General features: G+C 39.2%; 21 protein-coding genes and 2 pseudogenes. 2 read left to right on the top strand and 21 right to left on the bottom strand.

What is annotated here, in order from left to right:
• Nucleotides 1-78: 78 nt before the first annotated feature.
• The 5 genes from EHW90_RS03640 to coaBC are packed head-to-tail and all read right to left on the bottom strand — an operon-like array spanning nt 79 to nt 5,983.
• Nucleotides 79-726, bottom strand: coding sequence for a methionine ABC transporter permease (locus EHW90_RS03640; protein WP_124951299.1), 648 nt, complete (start codon nt 724-726; stop codon nt 79-81).
• A gap of 1 nt (nt 727) precedes the next feature.
• The gene (locus EHW90_RS03635; RefSeq protein ID WP_124951297.1) at nt 728-1,774 is read right to left on the bottom strand and encodes a methionine ABC transporter ATP-binding protein; all 1,047 of its coding nucleotides are present in this window, start codon (nt 1,772-1,774) and stop codon (nt 728-730) included.
• 8 nt (nt 1,775-1,782) lie between these two features.
• Nucleotides 1,783-3,186 carry a dipeptidase PepV gene (gene pepV, locus EHW90_RS03630; RefSeq protein WP_124951295.1) on the bottom strand — a complete coding sequence of 468 codons (1,404 nt, stop codon included), beginning with the start codon at nt 3,184-3,186 and terminating at the stop codon, nt 1,783-1,785.
• Between the two features lie 10 nt (nt 3,187-3,196).
• Nucleotides 3,197-4,783 (bottom strand): peptide chain release factor 3, encoded by a 1,587-nt coding sequence (locus EHW90_RS03625; RefSeq protein ID WP_124951293.1) that lies wholly within the window; start codon nt 4,781-4,783, stop codon nt 3,197-3,199.
• Nucleotides 4,784-5,983 (bottom strand): bifunctional phosphopantothenoylcysteine decarboxylase/phosphopantothenate--cysteine ligase CoaBC, encoded by a 1,200-nt coding sequence (coaBC, locus tag EHW90_RS03620; protein WP_124951291.1) that lies wholly within the window; start codon nt 5,981-5,983, stop codon nt 4,784-4,786.
• A 128-nt stretch (nt 5,984-6,111) separates the two neighbouring features.
• Here coaBC and EHW90_RS03615 point away from each other — a divergent pair, with 128 nt between their 5' ends.
• Nucleotides 6,112-6,876: a type III pantothenate kinase gene (locus tag EHW90_RS03615; RefSeq protein WP_060930506.1), complete on the top strand. Its 765-nt coding sequence runs from the start codon at nt 6,112-6,114 to the stop codon at nt 6,874-6,876.
• Nucleotides 6,877-6,920: 44 nt separating this feature from the next.
• Here the strand turns inward: EHW90_RS03615 and ftsZ are convergent, their stop codons facing one another.
• The 13 genes from ftsZ to EHW90_RS03550 all read right to left on the bottom strand — a co-directional run bounded on the left by ftsZ (nt 6,921) and on the right by EHW90_RS03550 (nt 20,851).
• A complete protein-coding gene (gene ftsZ / locus EHW90_RS03610; RefSeq protein WP_124951289.1) occupies nt 6,921-8,321 on the bottom strand; it encodes a cell division protein FtsZ in 1,401 nt (466 codons plus the stop codon).
• 107 nt (nt 8,322-8,428) lie between these two features.
• Nucleotides 8,429-9,127 carry a cell division protein FtsQ/DivIB gene (locus EHW90_RS03605; protein WP_124951288.1) on the bottom strand — a complete coding sequence of 233 codons (699 nt, stop codon included), beginning with the start codon at nt 9,125-9,127 and terminating at the stop codon, nt 8,429-8,431.
• A gap of 4 nt (nt 9,128-9,131) precedes the next feature.
• A complete protein-coding gene (locus EHW90_RS03600; RefSeq protein ID WP_124951286.1) occupies nt 9,132-10,421 on the bottom strand; it encodes an FtsW/RodA/SpoVE family cell cycle protein in 1,290 nt (429 codons plus the stop codon).
• Between the two features lies 1 nt (nt 10,422).
• A complete protein-coding gene (gene murD, locus EHW90_RS03595) occupies nt 10,423-11,769 on the bottom strand; it encodes a UDP-N-acetylmuramoyl-L-alanine--D-glutamate ligase (RefSeq protein WP_124951284.1) in 1,347 nt (448 codons plus the stop codon).
• A gap of 8 nt (nt 11,770-11,777) precedes the next feature.
• On the bottom strand, nt 11,778-12,746 hold the full coding sequence (gene mraY, locus EHW90_RS03590) for a phospho-N-acetylmuramoyl-pentapeptide-transferase (protein WP_124951282.1): 969 nt from the start codon (nt 12,744-12,746) through the stop codon (nt 11,778-11,780).
• A gap of 15 nt (nt 12,747-12,761) precedes the next feature.
• Complete coding sequence (locus EHW90_RS03585; protein ID WP_207667029.1) at nt 12,762-14,783, bottom strand: peptidoglycan D,D-transpeptidase FtsI family protein; 2,022 nt, start codon at nt 14,781-14,783, stop codon at nt 12,762-12,764.
• Nucleotides 14,752-15,234 carry a cell division protein FtsL gene (locus EHW90_RS03580; protein WP_124951280.1) on the bottom strand — a complete coding sequence of 161 codons (483 nt, stop codon included), beginning with the start codon at nt 15,232-15,234 and terminating at the stop codon, nt 14,752-14,754. The genes EHW90_RS03585 and EHW90_RS03580 overlap by 32 nt, the downstream gene beginning before the upstream one ends.
• Nucleotides 15,235-16,170, bottom strand: a complete 936-nt coding sequence (rsmH, locus tag EHW90_RS03575) for a 16S rRNA (cytosine(1402)-N(4))-methyltransferase RsmH (protein ID WP_124951278.1) — start codon at nt 16,168-16,170, stop codon at nt 15,235-15,237.
• Nucleotides 16,171-16,319: 149 nt separating this feature from the next.
• The gene (locus tag EHW90_RS03570) at nt 16,320-16,607 is read right to left on the bottom strand and encodes a hypothetical protein (protein ID WP_124951276.1); all 288 of its coding nucleotides are present in this window, start codon (nt 16,605-16,607) and stop codon (nt 16,320-16,322) included.
• Nucleotides 16,597-17,544: an ornithine carbamoyltransferase gene (argF, locus tag EHW90_RS03565; RefSeq protein ID WP_124951274.1), complete on the bottom strand. Its 948-nt coding sequence runs from the start codon at nt 17,542-17,544 to the stop codon at nt 16,597-16,599. Before argF ends, EHW90_RS03570 begins: the two co-directional genes overlap by 11 nt.
• Before the next feature lie 69 nt (nt 17,545-17,613).
• Nucleotides 17,614-18,396 carry a TrmH family RNA methyltransferase gene (locus EHW90_RS03560; protein ID WP_124952629.1) on the bottom strand — a complete coding sequence of 261 codons (783 nt, stop codon included), beginning with the start codon at nt 18,394-18,396 and terminating at the stop codon, nt 17,614-17,616.
• Entirely contained in the window at nt 18,393-20,306 is a 1,914-nt protein-coding gene (locus EHW90_RS03555; RefSeq protein WP_124951272.1) for an NAD(+) synthase, read from the bottom strand. The genes EHW90_RS03560 and EHW90_RS03555 overlap by 4 nt, the downstream gene beginning before the upstream one ends.
• Nucleotides 20,303-20,851 (bottom strand): HD domain-containing protein, encoded by a 549-nt coding sequence (locus EHW90_RS03550; protein ID WP_124951270.1) that lies wholly within the window; start codon nt 20,849-20,851, stop codon nt 20,303-20,305. Before EHW90_RS03550 ends, EHW90_RS03555 begins: the two co-directional genes overlap by 4 nt.
• 114 nt (nt 20,852-20,965) lie before the next feature.
• On the opposite strand from EHW90_RS03550, the gene EHW90_RS03545 reads away from it, so the two are divergent.
• A complete protein-coding gene (locus EHW90_RS03545) occupies nt 20,966-21,745 on the top strand; it encodes a hypothetical protein (RefSeq protein WP_124951268.1) in 780 nt (259 codons plus the stop codon).
• A gap of 80 nt (nt 21,746-21,825) precedes the next feature.
• Here the strand turns inward: EHW90_RS03545 and EHW90_RS03540 are convergent, their stop codons facing one another.
• The 3 genes and pseudogenes from EHW90_RS03540 to EHW90_RS03530 all read right to left on the bottom strand — a co-directional run.
• Nucleotides 21,826-22,317 (bottom strand): hypothetical protein, encoded by a 492-nt coding sequence (locus tag EHW90_RS03540; RefSeq protein ID WP_124951267.1) that lies wholly within the window; start codon nt 22,315-22,317, stop codon nt 21,826-21,828.
• A gap of 100 nt (nt 22,318-22,417) precedes the next feature.
• Nucleotides 22,418-22,525: pseudogene (locus EHW90_RS03535) on the bottom strand (RNA 2'-phosphotransferase); the annotation flags it as partial.
• A 130-nt stretch (nt 22,526-22,655) separates the two neighbouring features.
• Nucleotides 22,656-22,893, bottom strand: a pseudogene (locus EHW90_RS03530) (hypothetical protein); the annotation flags it as partial.

Raw genomic sequence — 22,893 nt, 5'->3', positions numbered from 1 at the left:
TATACAATGTATAGACTAAAAACATTCTTCTGTCAATCCTTTATACTTAGTATGTTTATAGTCTTTTCTTATAACCTGTTATCTTACTCTCTTGTCAGAGTGCTTGGAACTTCTCATAAATATTTCCTGTATTATCTGTACAAGGATGACCAAAATAGCTACAGTGATAAACATGATATCTGTCTGATATCTGTAATAACCGTAGTTGATGGCAATAGTACCGAGTCCTCCGCCGCCTGTAAATCCGGCCATTGCCGAATAACCTAAAATAGTGGTCACGGATATAGCCGCACCTACCAAAAGTGAAGGTTTTGATTCAGGCAAAAGTACCTTAAATATGATTTGCATATTGCTTGCACCCATAGACTTTGCAGCCTCAATTACTCCGGCATCCACTTCTTTTAAAGAAGACTCCACCATTCTGGCAATATATGGCGCGGCGGCTATAACAAGAGGCGGAATAACCGCAACAGGACCTATGGAAGTACCTACCATCAGTCTTGTAAGCGGTATAACCATAATAAGCAAAATCATAAAAGGTATAGACCTTATCAAGTTTATAACGGAACCCAGTATACCGTTTAATACAGGCATCGGCTTGATACCGTTTGTATCGCTCACTACCAATAAAACTCCCAAAGGAATACCTATCACATATGAAAAGAATGAAGAGGCTGCAGTCATCAATAAAGTCTCATACAAGCCTGTCAAAATCATTGAAACCATACTAATCCTCCTCTCCCTTTTTAAGACTTATTTTTTCATTACTATTATCTGAAAAATCAAGCTCATGGTAGCTCATTTTGATACTGTCAAGGTATCTCTTTGCCTTTTGAGCTTCTTCTTCACCCGATATCTGGATAATCATATGTCCATATGCACTTCCGCCTATATCCTTAGTCTGTGCATACAGTATATTTACAGGAATGTCACAGGAGAGAATCATATTTGAAAGTACAGGCTCAAACGAGCTTCTGCCGTCAAACTCAATTCTTAACTTAACACCTGAAACGATTTCTTTTCTCTCCATAACATCGCCAAGTATCAGCTTCTTTCCTATTTCAGACTGCGGGTCGGCAAATATATCTTCGACCTTGCCCACCTCCGCAATCTTACTGTTTTCAATTATTGCCACTCTGTCACAGATACTTTCAATAACCTTCATCTCATGAGTAATCACTATTACTGTAATGCCCATCTTTTTATTGATATCCTTTATAAGGTCAAGAATCTGCCCTGTGGTATTCGGGTCAAGTGCGGATGTGGCTTCATCACATAATAATAATTTCGGATTGGTGGCAACCGCCCTTGCAATCGCCACTCTTTGCTTTTGCCCTCCTGAAAGCTGTGCAGGATATGCCTTTTCTCTGTCCAAAAGACCTACAAGGTTTAAAAGCTCCTTTGCCCTCTGTCTTGCCTTAGGCTTAGGTACTCCGCTTATTTCAAGCGGAAAGCAGACATTATCAAGGATATTTCTTTGTGAAAGCAGGTTGAACTGTTGGAATATCATACCCATATCTCTTCTGACTCTTCTTATCTGAAGTTCACTCATACCTTTCAGTCCTTTACCTTCAAAGAAAACATCTCCTTCAGTAGGTATCTCAAGATAATTGATACATCTTACAAGTGTTGACTTTCCCGCACCCGAAAGACCGATTATTCCGAATATCTCACCTCTGTTTATATCCAGATTGATATTGTCAAGGGCTTTGACATCGCCGTTTTTGGTATGAAATACCTTGCCCATGCCCTTTAAACTTACAATAGAATCCATACTCCCCCTTACTCACACAGTTCTACTATAGACTGTGCAAATATCTTCGCTGCGGCTACCAGCTCGTCAATCACTACGAACTCATCCGCACCGTGCATTTTTGTATCCGTTCCCGGGAAAACCGCACCGAATGCAACACCGTTTTCTATATCATGCACATAGGTTCCTCCGCCCATGGCGATACACTCTCCCTTAAGTCCTGTGTAGTCCTCATATATTGAAAGCAATGTCTTTATAAACGGTGAATTTGCATCCACCTCATGTGGCAATTTTACAGTATCATTCAAAAGTTCCACATCAATACCTTTAAACTTCTTCTTTACAGTTTCAAGTATCTTATCACCGTCACCGCTTACAGGTATTCTGCAGTCAAAGAATCCGTGTAATCTGTTGTCCTTTAAATCCAGCATTGAAAATGCCAGTGTAAGTTCACCGCTTTTTTCATCTTTAACGGCAATACCCAGTGCCTCACCGCTTGTATCTCCATGCGGCATCAGCTTGTAAAGCTTCTTTAGAGTTTCTATTTTATTTGAAGGTGAAAACTTAAGTCTTGAAAGCAACTCAAGCAGCCCTGTTATAGCATTGTTACCCATTTGCGGAGTTGAAGCATGAGCGTTTGCGCCCATTGCGGTTATTTCAAATACAGGCTCAAGGTCATAGGCAAACTTTATACCTGTCTCCTTTGTTACCTTCTTTGCCTCTTTTTCCACCTCATCAACACTGAAGCCTTCTATTACAGCCTTTGCCTTAGGCGGAACCACATTTACCTTTGTTCCGGCGTCAATGCTTACAAGTCTCTTATCTCCGGCATCCTCCACTGCAGCCAAAAATTCTCCCTGAAGCTGTCCCTTTTCTATATTTACTACCGGGAACTCTCCGTCAGGTGAGAATGTCATAGGAGCCTGTTTTTCCTTTGTATAGTAATACTTGATGCAGGCGCTGCCACATTCTTCGTCTGTTCCCAGTACAAGTCTGGCATTCTTCTTTACAGGAATACCCAGTTCCTTAACCGCACGAAGTGCATAAAGCGCTGCAACGGCAGGTCCCTTGTCATCGGATGTTCCTCTTCCGTATATCTTGCCGTCTTCAACCTTAGGTTCAAAGGGATTTGTTACACTCCATCCCTCGCCTGCCGGTACGACATCAAGATGTGCAAGTATATCAAGACCCTTTGCCTTTTTGTTTAAGTCTATTGCACCGGCATAGTTGTCATAATTTGTAATATCAAAACCGTACTTATCCGCCATATCAAGTGCCAAAACAAGTGCTTTCCTCGGGCCGTCACCAAAAGGGGCACCCTCCACATACTCGCTTCTTTCACTGTTTATCGCGCAAAGTCTTTTTATATCCTCCACCATCTCATTTGTATGCTCATCTATATACTTTTCTATCTCTTCTCTGTATTTTCTCATATTTTCCTTTCTAGTTCTTTCCGAACTCGCTAAGTACAAGTCCCTCATTTCTTTCCTCCACCATTCTTATACTCCACGGATGTGTGAAGATAAGCAGAGGACGATCTTTGAGGTCTTTAATTTTCTTCATATCACTTGTACCTTGAATCTTATCAATATCCACAGTAGACGACTCGTCAATCCACCTTATATGCTCATAAGGCAGCTTGTCAAGTTTTACATCTACATTGTATTCATTCTTAAGTCTGTAGGTCAGTACCTCAAACTGCAATACACCTACGACTCCCACTATAATCTCTTCCATTCCGGTATTGTACTCCTGGAATATCTGGATTGCACCCTCCTGTGCTATCTGATACACACCTTTTAAGAATTGTTTTCTCTTCATAGTGTCCACCTGACGCACTCTGGCAAAATGCTCAGGTGCAAATGTAGGGATTCCCTCAAACTCAATATTATTTGCAGTGGTCAAAGTATCTCCTATACCGAATATACCCGGGTCAAATACTCCTATAATATCTCCTGCATATGCCTTTTCCACTATCTTTCTCTCATCCGCCATCATCTGTGTGGACTGGTTTAAGCGAATTTTTTTGTTTCCCTGTACATGGATAACCTCCATGCCTGCATCATACTCACCTGAACATATTCTCATAAAGGCTATTCTGTCTCTGTGTGCTTTGTTCATATTTGCCTGTATTTTAAATACAAATGCGGAGAAAAACTCATCCTTCATAGGGTCCACATAGCCTTCATGTGTCTTTCTTTTTAACGGTGACGATGTCATCTTAAGGAAATGCTCAAGGAAGGTCTGTACTCCGAAGTTTGTAAGCGCAGAACCGAAAAATACCGGACTTAACTCACCCACGGACACCTTTTCCATATCAAGATCGTCACTGGCACCGTCCAAAAGCTCTATATCATTTCTCAATATATCCGCATAGTCAAACCCTATGTAGTCATCAAGTTTACTGTCGTCAAGTTCAATAAGCTGTGTATCCACTTCCTTCATACCTGCATTGGCTGCTGTGAACTTATTTATCTGCTTTGTCTGTCTGTCATATACACCTTTAAAGTTCTTTCCCGAACCTATAGGCCAGTTCACAGGGCATGTCCTTATACCCAAGACACTCTCAATATCGTCCAAAAGTTCAAACGGATCCCTTGCCTCTCTGTCCAGCTTATTTATAAAGGTGAATATAGGTATCTTTCTCATCACACAGACCTTAAAGAGCTTGATTGTCTGTGCCTCCACACCCTTGCTCGCATCTATTACCATGACTGCCGAATCCGCCGCCATCAAAGTTCTATAGGTATCCTCTGAGAAATCCTGATGTCCGGGTGTATCAAGTATGTTTATACAAAATCCTTCATAATTAAACTGCATAACCGAAGATGTTACCGAGATACCCCTCTCCTTTTCTATCTCCATCCAGTCACTTACCGCATACTTGGCGGTCTTTTTTCCTTTTACACTTCCTGCCAGGTTTATTGCTCCTCCATAGAGCAAAAACTTCTCTGTAAGTGTTGTCTTACCCGCATCAGGGTGTGATATTATGGCAAATGTCCTTCTCTTACTTATCTCTTCAAAATTCACTTAAAAATTCCTCACTATCTCATCAAATATCTTTTTTGCCACCTCAAGTTTGGACAGCTTATCAAGTATTATCTCTTTATCCTTTGTATATATGGTGACCACATTTGTATCGGTTCCGAAGCCTGCGCCTTCAACCTTTACATTGTTTGCAACTATCATATCAACATTTTTGCTTTTCAGTTTCTTTTTGGAGTTCTCTTCCATATTTTCGGTTTCCATAGAAAATCCGCATAAAAACTGCTTTTTGGAATTCTCCTTCTTCCTCTCTCCAAGTTCCTTTAAAATATCCTTGGTTCTTGAAAGTTCTATAGACAATTCATTGTCTTTTTTCTTTATTTTCTCATTGCTGTATTTTGCAGGTGTATAATCAGCCACTGCGGCAGCCTTTATTATGATATCCTGTGAATCCGATATCTTCATTATCTCATCATACATATCCTCTGCGGACTTTATATCGACTCTGTTTATAAAATCAGGCACAAACTCATCTGACGGTCCTATCACCAAAGTTACCTTGGCACCTCTGTATGCCGCCATCTTTGCAATCTCGACCCCCATCTTTCCTGTGGAGTTGTTTGAAATATATCTTACAGGGTCAATAGCCTCTCTTGTAGGCCCGGCACTGACACAGACCTTCTTTCCTGCCAAATCCTTTTCACTATATAATGCCTTCTTAATGTATTCCAAAAGCACCTCCGGCTCAGGCATCTTTCCCGCTCCACTATCTCCGCACGCCAGATATCCGCTTGCAGGCAAAATAACTTCCATGCCGTAAGTTCTAAGCTTCATCATATTGTGCTTTACTATCTTATTTTCATACATTGCAGTATTCATTGCAGGTGAAACGACTATAGGACATCTCATTGCAAGTGCCGTAGTTGTAAGCATATCATCTGCAATACCGTTTGCAAGCTTGCCTATCACATCGGCACTTGCAGGTGCAATAAGGAAAACATCCGCCCACTTACCAAGCTCTATATGATCCACTTTAAATTCAAAGTTTCTGTCAAATGTATCTGTATATACTTTATTTGCAGTCAACGTTTCAAATGTCATAGGCGTGATAAACTGTGTGGCATTCTCAGTCATAATCACCTTTACATTTGCCTTCTGCTTTTTTAACATACTTGCAAGAGTTGCAATCTTATACGCCGCAATTCCTCCTGTAACCCCAAGCAATATATTTTTATTTTCCAGCATAAAGCCTCCAAAATCCTTATTAAATATCATACTTATCGATTATACGCTATTTTATTATTGCAAGCAAGAAGAGAGATTAGTATACTTTAGTATACAGCTTTTATTTTAATATTAAGAAGGACAATTTTATGATTTTAGCAATCGATATGGGTAACTCAAATATTGTAGTAGGTGGAATCGACAATAAGCAAATATATTTCCTTGAAAGAATTACCACTCATACTACCAGAACGGAGCTTGAATACTGTATGTATATAAAAGGCATACTTGATATACATGGTGTAAAGGCAAATGACATAGAAGGCGCCATCCTCTCAAGTGTGGTACCTCCGCTCAATATAACCATAAGAAATGCCGTAAAGAAAATACTCGGTATTGAATGTATGCTTGTAGAGTCGGGCATGAAAACAGGTATTAACATACTTATGGACAATCCGAAATCTGTCGGATCGGATATGATAGTCGATGCCGTTGCCGCTATGGAAGAATACCCTCTGCCTCTTGCCATCATTGATATGGGTACTGCAACCACTATCTCTGTGGTTGATATACATGGCAACTATATAGGAGGTATCATACATCCCGGACTTCGCATATCACTTGATACACTCAGCTCAAAGACCGCTCAGCTTCCACAGGTAAACCTTGATATGCCTAAGAAGGTTATAGCCAAAAATACCGTTGACAGTATGAGAAGCGGTATTTTATTCGGACACGCCGGTATGATGGACGGAATAATATCACGTATGGAAGAAGAACTTGGACAAAAACTGAATGTGGTTGCCACCGGCGGACTTGCGCCTTTTGTCACACCTCTTTGTAAACATGATATTATAGTGGATGACAATCTGCTTCTCAAGGGACTTTTAAAACTGTATATGAAAAATCAATAAAAATTGCCACCGGCTAAGTCGGTGGCAGTTTTTTATATCTCTTTTTATTTCTTTCTCTTTAAAAAATCAGGTACATTTATTTTGGCGTCTCCATGCGGTCTGACAGCTCTGATACCTGACTGCTGACCGTAAGTATAGCCTCCTGTATAAGGATTTTGATTGTTCATAGGCTGATTATTCATACCCTGATTGTTCATAGGTTGATTATTCATTCCCTGATTATTTATAGGCTGATTGTTCATAGGCTGAGACACATTCTCTCCCTGATATGAGCCGTAGTTTCCGGTATAGCCGCCATAGCTTGCCTCTGAATAATTTCCCTCACCGAAGCTTTGTATATTGCTTGGAGGATAGTCGCTCTTTGGCTGCTCCACCTTAGGCTGTGGCTGTAGGGGAGCCGTATTCAAGTTCTGTGGATAAGGCTCATTCCTCTTTGGAATACTGTTTTGATGCTTAACATCCTTTATAAGTTCTCCGGCCGGAATATCATTAAGCGCTGCAGTAACACCTGTAGCAATAACTGTAATCTTCACACTGTCCGGCTCGGCATCATTATATGATGCACCGAAGATAATATTCGCCTCTTCACTTACAAGCTCACGTACATAGTCGGTTGCTTCATACGCCTCAACAAGGCCGACATCACCCGATACTGAAATAAGCACATGAGTGGCATTGTCGATACTTGTCTCAAGAAGCGGTGATGAAACTGCCGCCTTAACAGCATCAAGCGCCTTGTTGTCACCTGTTCCGTAGCCGATACCGATATGTGCAAGGCCTTTTCCTGTCATTACAGTCTGAACATCCGCAAAATCAAGGTTGATAATAGCTGTCTCACTGATAAGATCTGTTATACCCTGAACACTTTGCTGCAACACTTCATCGGCCTTTTTCAGAGCGTCAGGCATAGTAGTCTTTCTGTCCACTATCTGAAGCAACTTCTCATTCGGTATTACAATCAGAGTATCCACATACTGCTTCAGATTCTCTATACCTGCAAGTGCATTCTTCATTCTCTGTCTACCCTCAAACGGGAAAGGCTTTGTCACTACTCCTACTGTAAGTATACCAAGGTCCTTTGAAGCTCTTGCGATAACAGGTGATGCACCTGTTCCGGTACCGCCACCCATACCGCAGGTAACAAATACCATATCTGCATTCTTAAGCTTATTTGTGATATCTTCTATATTCTCTTCCGCTGCTTTTTCACCTACTTCAGGCTTGGCACCTGCACCAAGTCCCTTTGTAAGCTTCTCTCCTATCTGGATAATAGTTCCAGCTTTACAGTTTACAAGGGCCTGCTTATCGGTATTGACACCGATGAAGTCTACACCCTCCACATTTTCATCAATCATTCTGTTTACGGCATTATTTCCCGCACCTCCGACACCTACCACGATGATCTTCGCTGCATTCTCATTTACCGGCTTATTTATTTCTAACACAGATATTTTTCCTCCTGTACACCTACACTTAAGCAAACTCTCATCTAATAATAAAGGTTTTTGATATAAATATCAACTTATTTTTCTTTAAAGTGCAATGTAATATTTTATCTTTTTTTGAATGTATATGTAGTATTATCCTTTATAGGATTGTAATTATCCAGATAAAGTGTACCTGATAAATCCTTTATCTTCTCCCATATATCTTTAAGTTCACCAACTTTTCCGTTAAGTTCACTTGAATCCCCTAAATACACTTCAATATTACCTATATAAAGTGTAATATTGTTGTCCGATGATATGGTTATCCTGTCTACATTTATTCCATATCCCACCAAAACCTGTGTGATATCAAGCATCTCTTTAAAGACATTCTCATTTGATATAGGAAGTTTTTCATACAGTACAATCCTGCCGAAATCAAGTCCGTCTATAACAGGTATTCCTTCCAAAAGAGTGTTTGAACTTTCCACCACAATACCGTCCTTATCAAAGTACATATATGAACTCATATACTTTACACAGCCGACCACACTCTTTTCATATACAATGATGTCCGCACTGTGCAAACCCGTTACATATATATCAATACCCTGTATAAAAGGTATATTGTAATCTTTTTTAACCTTGCTTCTGAAAACATTGTAAAGCGTTACTTTTGAAAACTCGTTCGGGAAGATCATTTTTTTCATCTCTTCATCGCTGTATCTGGTATTTCCTCCAAAATTGAACTTATCTATCCTTACAGAATAAACACCAAGCAATATAAAGGCAATAACGGCTAAAACAATATATAATCTTTTCATATCATTATTCCATCTTTATAGTTCTTGCCACACTGTAAACCAAACCGATTTCAGCCAACAATACCACTATGGAACTGCCTCCATAGCTTATAAAAGGAAGAGATACTCCGGTATTCGGCATAACTCCGGTAACTACCGCTATATTAAGTATTACCTGTAGAGACAAATGTATTACCACACCTATAACTATATAGCGTCCTTCCAAATCTTTTACAGAAAACGCTATAATCAGCATTCTTCTTATAATAAAGGCAAATACCGCCAGTATCATAAGCACGCCCACAAGCCCGAACTCTTCCACTATTATTGAAAATATCATATCGTTTTGTGCCTCAGGTATAAAGAATTTTTGCATTCCCTGACCCAGACCTTTTCCGAATATTCCGCCCGAACCTACAGCATAGAGTCCCTGCACTACCTGATATCCGCCGTCTCTGCTGAACTTTTCAGGCTCGGCCCATACAAGCAGTCTCATAATACGATAGTTTCTGAATCCCCATGAATATAAAAGCTTTACAAGAGGTTTCGCACTTGCCAAAACAGCGGCAAAAGTCAAAGCACCTGCTGTGAACAATCTTTTATTTGAAGTACCGATAAAGCTCATACCCAGAGCTATTAAAAAAATAATTATTGATGTACTCAAATTTGCAACAAGTACCAGTACTACCGGAATAATAACCCATAAAAACAGCCACCACAATCTATGTTCAGTAACTTTTCTGTCACTTGAATACAGCTCATCTTTATATTTTACCAAATAATAAGTAATAAATAAAATCAGTGTAACCTTAACAAACTCGGAAGGCTGAAATCTTACCGGACCTACAACAATCCACCTCTTGGAACCGTTGACGCTCTTTCCGATAACAAGCACTGCTGCCGACAATACAATACTTCCGATATACCAAATATACGCCTTTTTTACCCAAAGTTTATATGGAATCATCATCATTACTCCAAATATAACGAAACCGAACAGCGTATATTTGATCTGGTTTTTTACAAAGTATGCAGAATCCTTAAACTTTATTCCGGCAGTATATGAACTTGCCGAATAAATCATTATTACTCCGAAAACAAGTAAAAAAATGATCATAAACAGCATAGTGTAGTCACAGTAGATTCTGCCTGTTTTTTTCTTCTCTTCTTTAGGCTTTGGCTTATTCTTTTCTTCTTTAGGCTTTGGCGGCTTTGGTCTTTCAACCTTAATTCCCTTTTTTTTGGCCTTATTTATAAGTTCCTTTTTTTCCTGTTCGGTCTTTTGAGGCTTTTTGGTTTTTATATCATCAGCCATATTATCCTAAATCCCTGACACAGTCCTTAAATATATGTCCGCGTTCCTCATAGTTTTTGAACATTCCCCAGCTGGCACAAGCCGGTGAAAGAAGGACATACTCTCCCGCTTTTGCTTCACTTGCACACAGACTTACCGCTTCCTGCATGCTCTCAACCTTTTCTATATTTGTAAATCCGTGTTTTTTTGCACAATCCGCAATCTTATCGGCAGTGGCTCCCATCAGTACAAGTTTCTTTACCTTGTTACCGAAACTCTCTATCCACTCGTCATACTCGGAGCCCTTGTCATATCCGCCTCCTATAATATATGTAGCGGCAGGCATCGCAAGCACCGCCTGTATTGCGGCATCCGGATTGGTACCCTTGGAGTCGTTATAATATTTTACTCCGTTTACTTCTTTTACAAACTCTATTCTGTGCTCAACCGCCTTAAAGTTATAACAGGTGTTCACAATGATATCCATAGGCACACCGTAAGCATAGGAAATAGCCATAGCGGCCATTACATTTTCATGATTATGTCTGCCCAGTATATTCAATTTGCCTGTATCAAGAAGCTTGGTGACTACTCCTCCCTTGTTTTGTACAACAAATCCGTCCTCAAGATAAAACCCTTCACCAAGTTTTTCTCTACTTGAGAAGAATATAACCTTTGCTTTTGCTCTCTTTGCAAACTCTCTAAGTGCCGCATCCTCGTAGTTGAGTATACAAAAATCATTCTCATCCTGATTTTTTTCTATATCCTCTTTTACTTTTATATAGTTCTCCATAGTATGGTGTCTGTTCAAGTGGTCCGGAGTTATATTAAGTATTGCAGATATCTTCGGCTTAAAATCTATTATGGTCTCAAGCTGAAATGATGAGGTTTCAAGTACCGTAACCGTATTTTCATTTGTCTTATCCGCAATATCTGTATAAGGTATACCTATATTTCCTACAGTGAATGCACTTTCCTTAAAGTTTGACATTATCTTGCCTACAAGTGATGTTGTGGTGGTCTTACCGTTGGTTCCCGTAATGGCTATCAAATCACCTTTTGAATATTTATATCCAAGTTCAACCTCACTCCATATAGGAATATTACATGATTTTAATGTCTTTACAAAGTCAACCTCAAGGTCGATTCCGGGGCTTATAACGCAGTATTTCATATCCTTTGCATCGGACTCGTTTAAATCACCGAGGACAATCTTTATTCTCTCATGATATTTCTTATCAAACTTATCTAAAATCGTATTTTTATCAAGTTCTTTATTGCTGTCAAAGAGTATCACCTCTTCACCGTTTTTTAAAAGCAAGTTTGCGGCGGATATTCCGCTCTTTCCTAATCCTGCAACTCCGATCATATTGCCTCCTAAATAAACAGATATACTAAAATACCAAGTATTACGGTAACTATACTAAAAACCGTCACTGTCCTTGTTTCAGACCAGCCACACAGTTCAAAGTGGTGATGTATAGGTGCCATCTTAAAAAATCTCTTTCCCTTTGTCGCCTTAAAATATCCTACCTGAATGATAACGGATATTACTTCAATCATATATATAAAGCCTATAACCGCTATAAAAACAGGTATCCTGCACATAAGCGCATATGATGCCACAAATCCTCCAAGTGCCAAAGATCCTGTATCTCCCATAAATACCTTGGCAGGATATGCGTTAAATATCAAAAATCCCATAAGACTTCCTATCACCGCACCTGTAACCGGTGTGACGCTAAATTCCGCCTTAAGCCCTATCAGCATGAAAAATATCGCAACGATAATTGTAACCGATGAGCAAAGTCCGTCAAGTCCGTCTGTAAAGTTCACTCCGTTGTCAGTACCCAGTATTACAAACAGTGCAAAAGGAATCCAGATAATGCCGAGTTTTAATACTACACCTGTATCAAACGAACCTGTGAACGGTATAAGTACACCGTAGTCAAATCCGTACATTTTGAACAGATATACTATAAAAAAAACACTGACTATCAGCTGAAGTATAAACTTCTGAGATGACTTCAAGCCTTCGGACTGCTTTTTCTTTATTTTCAGCATATCATCCAAAAATCCTATTATACCATATGATATGGTAAATAAGAATACAACGGTAACTTCTTTGTATCTCGGTATCAAAAAGAGACTTGCCGCAAGTATTCCGATCATAAATGTTATGCCGCCCATAGTAGGTGTTCCGGTCTTTTTTAAATGTGCCTGCGGTCCGTCATCTCTTACCATCTGCCCGAACTTCAGTCTGTGCAAAATCGGTATAAAAAACGGACATAATGCTGCAGTAACAAAAAAGCTTATAAGTAACGCAATCAATGTATCTTTTAACATAATATCTCCAAACCTTTATTCTCCCTCTCCGGCAGGTGCACCCGGCAAATCGTTCTTTCCGTCATTCGGTATCACCTCTTCGGTAGAGTAACTTTTTGACTCGGCAGGTGTATTGGAATCTGTAATTCCTTCAGCTGAAGGGAATGAGCTCACATCAATATTTTCATCCACATTTGAATATATATTCATATATGGCAATACTTCCGTCATAATCTTTGAGAACAGTGAACTTGCATAAGCGGATCTGGCCTGATCGCCCAAATGCGGAGTATCTATAAGCACATAGCATACCACCTCTGGGCTTTGTGCAGGAACACTTCCTATAAATGAAACCAGATAATTTCCGTTTCCTCTCGGATATTTCTCCGCCGTACCTGTTTTACCACCCACATCATAACCTGCTACAGCCGCAGCGCTACCTGTACCCTCGGCTACCGTTCTTCTGAGCGCCTCATTGATAAATGCGGTAGTATGTGCCGAAACGGTCTCTCTTACAAGTTCAGGCTCAATGTTTTTTATTACCGAACCGTTAGGGTTTAAAATCTGCTTTACAACATGAGGTGTATAATATGCACCGCCGTTTACTACAGACGAGTACGCCGCGGCAACCTGTACCATTGTAACATTGTAGTTTTGTCCGAATGAGTTTGTGGCAAGGTCCGTAGCTCCGGCGTTGTCTGCCGTATGTACAAGTCCGCTTGTATCGGCCTCACCCGGCAAATCTATAGCTGTCTTTGAACCGAATCCGAATACCTTTTGGTATTTGTAGAAGTTTTGTCCGCCCTCAGTCCTTGATATATCCATCATCGCAACATTACATGACTCCATAAGAGCCTCTGTCACATTGATTTCACCATGTCCGTTTCTGTTGGCACATCTTATCTTCCATCCGCCTATTTCTTCAAATCCGCGACAGTTGTAGGTCTCATTTCCGTTTATGGCACCCTCTTCCATAGCAGAAGCCACTGTAAATACCTTTGACGGTGAACCCGGCTCATAGGTATCGCTGACAGCATAGTTTCTCCAGATATTGTTAAGCGCATCCACCTTTGCCTTATCATCCATACCGGCCTGCTGCTCTGCCGTATAGTAGTTGTTCAAATCCCTCGGATTGTTCAAATCGAAGGCTCTACTTGTAGCCATAGCAAGTATCTCACCGTTGTTGGGATTCATCACTATAGCCGCCGTCATATTTGAACCTACAGAGCTTTGCCATTCACTGATATGCTTTTCCACTATCTTTTGGATGTTCAAATCAATGGTTGAGACCACCTTGTTTCCGTCTGTAGGATTTTTGATAACTCTCTCAAGAGACGACTCATCATTTAAGTATCCGTACTCTCTGCCTGCTATACCTACAAGCTCATTATTATAAGACTGCTCTATTCCGGTATATCCGTCTCCGTCATTTCCTGCAAATCCGAGTACATTACATGCCGTAGACCCGTAAGGATACTCCCTTTGGTAGCTTTCTTCAAACCATATGCCGCCTATTTTTTCGTCTTTTTTATTATCCTTGTACCACTTATCGTACTCTTTTTTCTTTTCTTCAAAGGCTTCCTTCTGATCATATGTGATATTTTGTTTATACTTTACATATGAACTGTCCGACTTGTCGGCAATAACACCTCTGATTTCTTCTTCACTGTATCCGAATACATCTTTTAATATACCCACCGAAGCGTTAAGGTACTTGTCCTGCTCGGTATTGATAAGCTTAGGGTCCAAAATTATATTGTAGACCTTTTCACTTGTCGCAATATAAGTTCCGTTTCTGTCCAGTATATCTCCTCTTTTATAAGGTATATCTCTGGAATCATACCTTTGCTGTGATAATATCTTTTGATTGTATTCCACTTCCTTTTTCCTCTGCAAAAACAGTATGTTAAAAAACAATGCAGCGAAAGCTATACCAATCATAATCAGGATGATGATAAGCCTTCCCTGCAGAATATCTAAAGGATTGGAAGTATTTCCATTCTTATTTTTTTTGTTTGTCCCGTTTTTATCTTGGGATTTCATCGAATTGTCTGACATATTCATTTTCCGTTTTTTCGTATGTTATAACCTGATTTTTCTTGGCATAAACCATACCAAGCTTATTCATAGCCACATCCTTTATATGATCCAAATCCAAATAAGTTGCTATCATATTTTCGGCGGAGTCATTCTCATCTTTTAACTTTTCAAGATTTGACTCGTTTTTCTGAGCTTCCTTTATAGCGGAAGTAAGACGTGACTGTACTGAAATATAGTTTGCACAAAGCGCCAATACGACTACCATCGCTGCAGACAGCACAACAAGATAAGGAAAATTCATAGAAAGCATCTTTTCTCTGTTTTTCCTTACTTTTTTGCTTGGCGACTCTTCTTCCCATGTCTGCGGGTATGCACTTTCAAGCTTTCTTACAACATTGCCCTCAGTGTAGTACTCTGTTTGTACACCGGCTCTTCTTATTCCTTGCTTTTTTCTTTTAATTTCTTTCATTTAGACTCCCTTTTCAAATACCCTAAGTTTAGCACTTTTTGCTCTGGAGTTCTCTTCCAACTCCTTTTCACTCGGCAAAACAGCCTTTCTTGTAATCACTCTTCCCTTTGACTTATTCCCACATACACATACGGGGAAATTCTTCGGACAGATACATGGAGACTCCGCCTTTTTGAATGCCTGTTTCACTATCCTGTCTTCAAGAGAATGAAATGTGATAACGGACAATCTGCCTCCCGGGTTTAACAGTTCAATCATTACATTCAGTGAATCCTTCAAAACTTCAAGCTCTTTGTTAAGTTCAATCCTTATAGCCTGAAATGTTCTCTTTGCAGGATGCCCGCCTGTAACTTGTATCTTCATCGGAATTGCGGACTTTATAATGTCCACCAATTCAAATGTTGTCTCAATTCTTTTTTTGTTTCTGTAGGCTACGATATGCTTTGCAATATTCTTTGCAAACCTGTCCTCACCGTAATCTCTGATGACGTGAAAAAGCTCAGTCTCCGAATAGTCATTGACAATATCGGATGCTTTAAGCTCGTTTCTGTCATCCATCCTCATATCAAGAGGTGCATCAAATCTGTAGGTAAAACCTCTCTCTGCCGCATCCAGCTGATATGATGAAACTCCCAAGTCGACATATATACCGTCAACCTTTTCGATACCCTCTCTTTTCAATATATTTTCAATATTGACGTAGTTATCTCTTACTATTATAACCCTATTTTGGTAATCAATCAATCTCTGTGTTGCAGCTTTTATAGCATCCGCATCTTGATCTATACCTATAAGTTTACCGCCCTCAAGTCTTTTTACGACCTCCAGGGCATGACCTCCTCCTCCCAGAGTACCGTCCACATAGTAACCGTCAGGTTTGATATTCAAAGATTCTATCACCTCATCCAACAGTACCGACTTGTGACTAAAAACCATAAAAAATCCCATCCTATATATAACCGCATAGAACCTGTAAAATCCCGGCTCTATCACCACTAAGATATTAGAACAGTCTGCCAAAAAAATCAAGTTTTTATATTCTTAAAATTAAAAACACCCGGAAACTTAATTCCGGGCATTTTAACTTACAGGTTCAAAAATCCGATTGTAGACATCAAAAGCATAAATAAAAACAGTGCAAACATTACCGTTGCTCTTATAAATCCGTACTTGTGATGTTCTTCATTCTTAAAGTACTTTATTGAATCCAGTAAACAGTTTATTGAAAATAATAAAAATATCAACGGGAAAAATATTGCATATTTTGTCGGTGCCAAAAAAGCAAATACAACCATCACAATAATGGCAATCGCCAGTATGATATGCAAAACATCCCTGATTAAAAGAAAACCCTGTCGTCTTCTACTTGTCATCTTCCCTACCTAATGTAGCCACCATCACCGCCTTAATAGTGTGCATGCGGTTTTCCGCCTCGTCAAACACTACCGATTTGTCACTTTCAAAAACATCTTCAGTGACTTCATAGCCCTTTACTGCAGGCAGGCAGTGCATAAATATTGTGCTGTCCTTTCCTGTTTTATCCATCAGCTCCTTATTGACCTGATAAGGCCTTAAAAGCTCTATTCTCTCCTTTGCCTTGTCCTCTTCTCCCATAGAAGCCCATACATCGGTATATATCACATCGGCGCCTTTAACCGCATCCAAGTCATCGCTTATATTAAGCTTTGCTCCCGATTCTTTTGCATATCCCTTACACAGGTTTACAAGTTCTTCACTTGGATGCAGGCTCTTCGGTGCCAAAATTGTCATATTCACGCCAAGCTTTGTCATTCCTATCATAAGTGAGTTTGCCATATTGTTTCTGCCGTCACCCACATATACAAAATTCAGCCCTTCAAGCTTTCCGAAATACTCTCTCATTGTAAGTAAATCTGCAAGTATTTGTGTAGGGTGATATTCGTCCGTCAGACCGTTCCATACAGGCACACCTGCATACTTTGCAAGCTCTTCAACCGTGGAATGCTTAAATCCCCTGAACTCTATACCGTCAAACATCCTGCCAAGAACTCTTGCGGTATCCGCAACGCTTTCCTTATGTCCGAGCTGTATGTCGTCCTTTCCGAGATACTCCGGAAATCCGCCTTCATCTCTTGCACCTACAACAAAGGCACATCTTGTTCTGGTTGAAGGCTTCTCAAAAAGCAAAGCTATATTTTTACCCTTGAGTCTGTCACCTGTGATACCCTTTTTCTTATCCACCTTAAGCTTCATAGCCAAATCAAGCAGATACTCTATCTCTTCTCTTGTATAATCTTTCAATGTGAGAAAATTTCTTCCAAATAAATTCATATAAATACCTCTCTTAAACTGTGATATCTATTATTATACGCTTATATGTATAAATATGCAATATTTAAATTATAATCTTCTCTGCCTTGCAGCCTCATACATAAGTATACTTCCGGCTACCGCGGCATTCAGTGATTCAACCTCACCAAGCATAGGTATTTTTATCTTTTTATCCGTTATATCAAGTATCTCTTTTGATATTCCCGCCGCTTCATTTCCTATTATAAAGGCGATATCTTTTTTATAATCAAGCCTGTCATATTCCATAGCGCCTTCAAGACTGCTTGCATATACTGCAATACCTTTTGAATTAAGCTTATCTATTACTTCCTTCAAATCCTTTACATATATGAAAGGAACTCTGAATATTGAACCCATTGTAGATCGTATCACCTTAGGATTGTAAATATCCACAGTATTTTCACTCATAATAATACCGCTTACTCCGGCGCCTTCTCCGGCTCTGACCAACGTGCCCAGATTTCCGGGGTCTTGTAAGCCGTCAAGTATCAATAAACTAAACGGCTCTTGGGCATTTTTTAGTATACCCTCAAGTGTATACTCTTTTCTTTTTGCAACCGCCAAAACTCCCTGAGGTGTCTTTGTATCGGATATTGAGTCAAATACTCTGTCACTTACAGTCTCATACTCGGGAAAAATATCCTTAATCAAGCTTTTATTTTCGTTTTCAAAACTTTCGCTTACAAAAACCTCGAGTATCTCTTCAGGCTTCAGTTCGCTAAACATCCTGATTCCTTCTATAATGTAGGCATTCTTTTTCTTTCCGATACTGCTTTTTTTGACCATTGCTACAAGCTCTTTTATCTTTTTGTTGGATGTGGAAGTAATCATTTTATATTCTCCAAATCCTGCTCCCAAAGGTATCTGCTTGCATCGCTGGGCATCCTTAAGTCGCCTCTCGGAGATACGGCTATACTTCCCACCTTAGGTCCGTCAGGCAGAGTTGACCTCTTAAACTGCTGTGCAAAGAATCTCTTATAAAATACCTTAAGCCACTTCAGTACAGCCTCATAATCATACTCTTTATCAAATGCCGCTTTTGCCATTCTGTATATCTTTGACGGCATAAATCCGAACCTTAATACATTGTATAAAAAGAAATCATGCAACTCATAAGGTCCCACCAAATCCTCGGTCTTTTGTGCTATCTCACCGTTTTCAGGCGGTAAAAGTTCAGGGGATACGGGTGTATACAAAATATCATAGAGAATATCTGCAATCCTTTTATTGCTTAGAGTATCGGCATAGTAATTTACCAGATGTCTTACCAATGTCTTCGGTATGGAAGCGTTCACGCCGTACATCGACATATGGTCTCCGTTATATGTAGCCCAACCAAGTACCAGTTCAGACAAGTCTCCCGTTCCTACCACAAGCCCGTTATCCCTGTTTGCAATATCCATCAGAATCTGTGTTCTCTCTCTTGCCTGTGCATTCTCATATGTGACATCCTTCACATTTATATCATGCTTAATATCAATAAAATGCCTCTTTATCGACTCTACAATAGAAATCTCTTCAAGACTTGCACCTAAGCTCTTTGTAAGTTCACAGGCATTATTATATGTCCTGTCCGTAGTTCCGAAGCCAGGCATTGTAACAGCCTTTATTCCGCTCTTATCAAGCCCCAACATCTCAAATGTCTTTACACATACCAAAAGCGCCAACGTGGAGTCAAGACCTCCCGAAATACCCAGTACCACATTTTTTATACCTGTGTGAACCAATCTCTTCTTCAGTCCGAGTGCCTGTATTGTAAGTATTTCCTCACATCTTTCACTCCTCTTTGTAGGATCGTCCGGTACAAAAGGCTTAGGGTCAAAGCTTCTTTTAAGCTCAAGTTCTTCTATATCAAGCTCAAACTCGGCCTTAAAATACCCTTCATCATCACAGGTCTTAAAAGTGGTTTGTTTTCTTCTCTCCAAATTCAGCCTGTTAATATCTATCTCAATTCTTACAGCCTCATTTTTGAATCTGTTGCTTTCCGCCAATATCTTACCATTTTCCGCAATAATGCCCTGACCTCCGAATACAAGATCCTGTGTGGACTCGCCCTCACCTGCATTGGCATAGATATAGCCGCATATAAGTTTCTTTGACTGATTGCTTATAAGCAGATCTCTGTAAGCTTTTTTGCCTACTATATCGTTTGATGCCGAAGCGTTTATAATAACATTTGCACCTGCAAGCGCATGAGACACACTTGGCGGATCGGCTACCCAAAGGTCCTCACAGATTTCACCTGCGATTGTAAGCCCCTGAAAGTTGGTACACTCAAAGAGTATATTTGCTCCCATAGGTACCACATTGTCAAAGAAATCCACCCATACAGGCTCCTCAAAACCTCTGTTAAAGTATCTCTCCTCGTAGAACTCGCCGTAGTTCGGCAAATTCAGCTTGTTTATAAAACCTAAAAGCACACCGTCGGATATTGCCGCAACAACATTGTAAAGTTTTCCCTTAAAATCAAGCGGCAAACCGATAAATACAACCGACTTATGACCTGATGTAAACTCTACAATCTCCTTTAAAGCTTTCTTTGCTTCACTAATCAGTATATCTTGAAAAAATAAGTCATTGCAGGTATAGCCTGTAAGGCAAAGCTCGGGAAACACTATGATTTTGCTTTTATGTTCCCATTCTTTTTCAATCGCCTTTTTTATATTTTCCTTATTATATGCTACATCACATACTCTGATATCTGGTGTTACACTTGCAACTCTTACAAAACCGTCTCTCATATCTTCTCTTTCACATCTCCAAATACAAAATTACAGAGTTTCTCATACTCCTTATAAAACCCGCAGTCCTCCAGCTCTTTTATAGAATCCAGTATGCCGAAATAGTACATACCCTGCTTTACCTTGTCCTTTTCATTGAACTTTAATAAAAATTCGTCTCCGAAAGCCAAGAAATCTCTGGCGGAGGCTCTCATATTTGACAGCTTGTCTCCCAAGGTTATCATTTTGACCTCAATACATTCTTTTTTCAAATGCTCCAATGTATGTGTCTTTCTCTCAATCCATGACTTTGACTTATCTTCAGATTCCTTACTTACAAGAGCTGCCACTCTTTTGCCGAAATTCTCTCTAATATCTTCAACTGTCACAGGCGTATCCTCCACGGTATCATGAAGCAGAGCCGCACATCTTACATCTATATCGTCGGTCATCAGTGATACTATCGAACATACCTCAAGCGGATGTGTGATATAAGGTATTTCAGTCCCTTTTCTAAACTGGCCTTCATGTGCCTTTGTAGCAAATTTCACCGCTTTTTCTATCATAACAACTCCTTTATTTTCTTATATTACTATTATGCAAATTTTAACTTGAAGTTTTATTTTAAGTCTGCTATTCTAGTCAAAGATTGCTTGTACAAGTGAAAGTGAGGATTATCTATGGCAGATGAAACCAATGTAAATGAAAAACCTAAAAAAAGGAGGTTTTCAAAACTCAAGTATATAATAGCATTTATATTCGTAAATGTAATCATATTTTTTGCAGTTACATCACAGCCTAAGTTTGAAGTTTCTGTAGAGGCGGTGGAGAACTCAAAAACTGTTGATATCAAGGTGGTACAAAAAAGCTTTTTCCCTTTAAAAAGTTTCACTATGACGCTTGACAATGAGCCTCTCTCCTTTACAAAAAACGGTAATACATATGAGGCTACAGCTACAAAAAACGGTACTTTGGAGGTGGTGGCAACCAATCTTAATACTATGTCACAGACCATATATGAAAAGATTGACAAGATAGACTCGACCGCTCCTACCATATTTGCACAGCTTGTAAAAAAGGGTGAGCTGAATATAACCTTTGAGGACACACATTCCGATATCGACTATGACAATATATATGCGATAGACAGCAATGACAAAAAGATATTGCCTACAAAGCTTGATAAGGACGAAGGCAGAGCCACTTTTGATTTTGACACCTACGGTATAAAGGCATATGTTTCAGATACCGCCGGAAATCAAGGTGCTGTAGACTTTAACAACAGTGAAATCAATCAGACCAAGCTTATTTCCGCCGAGGGAACCGAGGTAAACGATATTCTGGTTGATGAGAGACAAAACAATGAGAATGATATCTCAGATGAGACTACCTTTGACGTGGGCAACTTAAATGAAAAGCCGCCAAAGAAAAATGATGATTATCTGTATGAGAAGCACTAAATTTTCGTTTTCTCTACATAAACAGCAAATAAATAGAGTCGGCCATTATTTGACCGGCTCTTATTTTTTATACGTATAAATCAAAAAGTTTTTGGATCCTCATACATCCAAATCTCATTCCATGGTACCTTCGCATATAACTTATCTATATCATCCTTTGTATAAAAGTGCATTTCCATAAATACATCTTCCGGAAACAATTTAAAATATCTATGCAAAAATTCCAGTAATAATCTGCCTCTACCTGAAATATCTTCAAAGTTAAGGTAATCCGGTACTTCTTCTCCCATACTTGGAATATATTCTCCAAGCTCTATTTCCACATTAGGATAGAAGTAAATTATAATATGGTCATTATCATCCAGTGAATCCCATTGATAATCGTCATCATCCCATCTTCTTCTCCAATGATCATTAGTAAAGCTAATACTAAAGCATTCGCCTTTACTTAATTTTTCTTTATCTATGCCACTTGAATAAAACTTCATCTTGGTAAATATATCAATTATTATATCCAAGTCTTTTTCTGTTACATATTTACCTTTTCTAAATAACGATGCCGATGCTCCCATTATCTTAATATACTCCCTAATTTTTTAAATATTTACTTTTCTCTTTATATGTATCAGGATTTTTGTAAATCCACCTTGCGTCCTATTCAGGCATATTATATATTGCGTCAATACTTACCCAGCCTTCTTCATCCATTTCAAGTTCATACTCCCAAGGTGCATGGCGAAGTGCGTATGAAACTTCCTTACTTAATTCTTCATATTTCATCGTATTCCCCTTCCTCTATCATCTCATCTATAACCTCTCTAAACCAATCTATAAGTTTATCAACTTTTTTAGTAAAAAAGAGCTGTTAAGATATAAAACAGCTCCTCTTAAAAAATATCAATAGTATAATTTAGAATGTTTTAGGATCCTCATACATCCAAGTCTCATTCCATGGTACCTTCGCATATAACTTATCTATATCATCCTTTGTATAAAAGTGACTTCGCCTAAATACATCTTCCGGAAACAATTTAAAATATCTATGCAGGAATTCCAGTAATAATCTGCCTCTACCTGAAATATCTTCAAAGTTAAGGTAATCCGGTACTTCTTCTCCCATACTTGGAATATATTCTCCAAGCTCTGTT

The sequence above is a fragment of the Lachnoanaerobaculum orale genome (genome assembly GCF_003862485.1).
Taxonomy (GTDB): domain Bacteria; phylum Bacillota; class Clostridia; order Lachnospirales; family Lachnospiraceae; genus Lachnoanaerobaculum; species Lachnoanaerobaculum orale.
The sequence above is the reverse complement of the archived record's forward strand: the minus strand, read 5'-3'. Positions and strand labels throughout refer to the sequence as shown.

Coding starts and splice junctions, on each gene's coding strand:
- argF (WP_124951274.1), bottom strand. CDS start 17,544: ATGAATTTATTTGGAAGAAATTTTCTCACATTGAAAGATTATACAAGA.
- EHW90_RS03560 (WP_124952629.1), bottom strand. CDS start 18,396: ATGATTACTTCCACATCCAACAAAAAGATAAAAGAGCTTGTAGCAATG.
- rsmH (WP_124951278.1), bottom strand. CDS start 16,170: ATGGTTTTTAGTCACAAGTCGGTACTGTTGGATGAGGTGATAGAATCT.
- EHW90_RS03635 (WP_124951297.1), bottom strand. CDS start 1,774: ATGGATTCTATTGTAAGTTTAAAGGGCATGGGCAAGGTATTTCATACC.
- murD (WP_124951284.1), bottom strand. CDS start 11,769: ATGATCGGAGTTGCAGGATTAGGAAAGAGCGGAATATCCGCCGCAAAC.
- EHW90_RS03585 (WP_207667029.1), bottom strand. CDS start 14,783: ATGTCAGACAATTCGATGAAATCCCAAGATAAAAACGGGACAAACAAA.
- pepV (WP_124951295.1), bottom strand. CDS start 3,186: ATGAGAAAATACAGAGAAGAGATAGAAAAGTATATAGATGAGCATACA.
- EHW90_RS03605 (WP_124951288.1), bottom strand. CDS start 9,127: ATGAAAAGATTATATATTGTTTTAGCCGTTATTGCCTTTATATTGCTT.
- EHW90_RS03570 (WP_124951276.1), bottom strand. CDS start 16,607: ATGACAAGTAGAAGACGACAGGGTTTTCTTTTAATCAGGGATGTTTTG.
- EHW90_RS03540 (WP_124951267.1), bottom strand. CDS start 22,317: ATGGGAGCATCGGCATCGTTATTTAGAAAAGGTAAATATGTAACAGAA.
- EHW90_RS03600 (WP_124951286.1), bottom strand. CDS start 10,421: ATGGCTGATGATATAAAAACCAAAAAGCCTCAAAAGACCGAACAGGAA.
- EHW90_RS03555 (WP_124951272.1), bottom strand. CDS start 20,306: ATGAGAGACGGTTTTGTAAGAGTTGCAAGTGTAACACCAGATATCAGA.
- mraY (WP_124951282.1), bottom strand. CDS start 12,746: ATGTTAAAAGATACATTGATTGCGTTACTTATAAGCTTTTTTGTTACT.
- EHW90_RS03640 (WP_124951299.1), bottom strand. CDS start 726: ATGGTTTCAATGATTTTGACAGGCTTGTATGAGACTTTATTGATGACT.
- EHW90_RS03550 (WP_124951270.1), bottom strand. CDS start 20,851: ATGATAGAAAAAGCGGTGAAATTTGCTACAAAGGCACATGAAGGCCAG.
- EHW90_RS03580 (WP_124951280.1), bottom strand. CDS start 15,234: ATGAAAGAAATTAAAAGAAAAAAGCAAGGAATAAGAAGAGCCGGTGTA.
- coaBC (WP_124951291.1), bottom strand. CDS start 5,983: ATGCTGGAAAATAAAAATATATTGCTTGGGGTTACAGGAGGAATTGCG.
- EHW90_RS03545 (WP_124951268.1), top strand. CDS start 20,966: ATGGCAGATGAAACCAATGTAAATGAAAAACCTAAAAAAAGGAGGTTT.
- EHW90_RS03615 (WP_060930506.1), top strand. CDS start 6,112: ATGATTTTAGCAATCGATATGGGTAACTCAAATATTGTAGTAGGTGGA.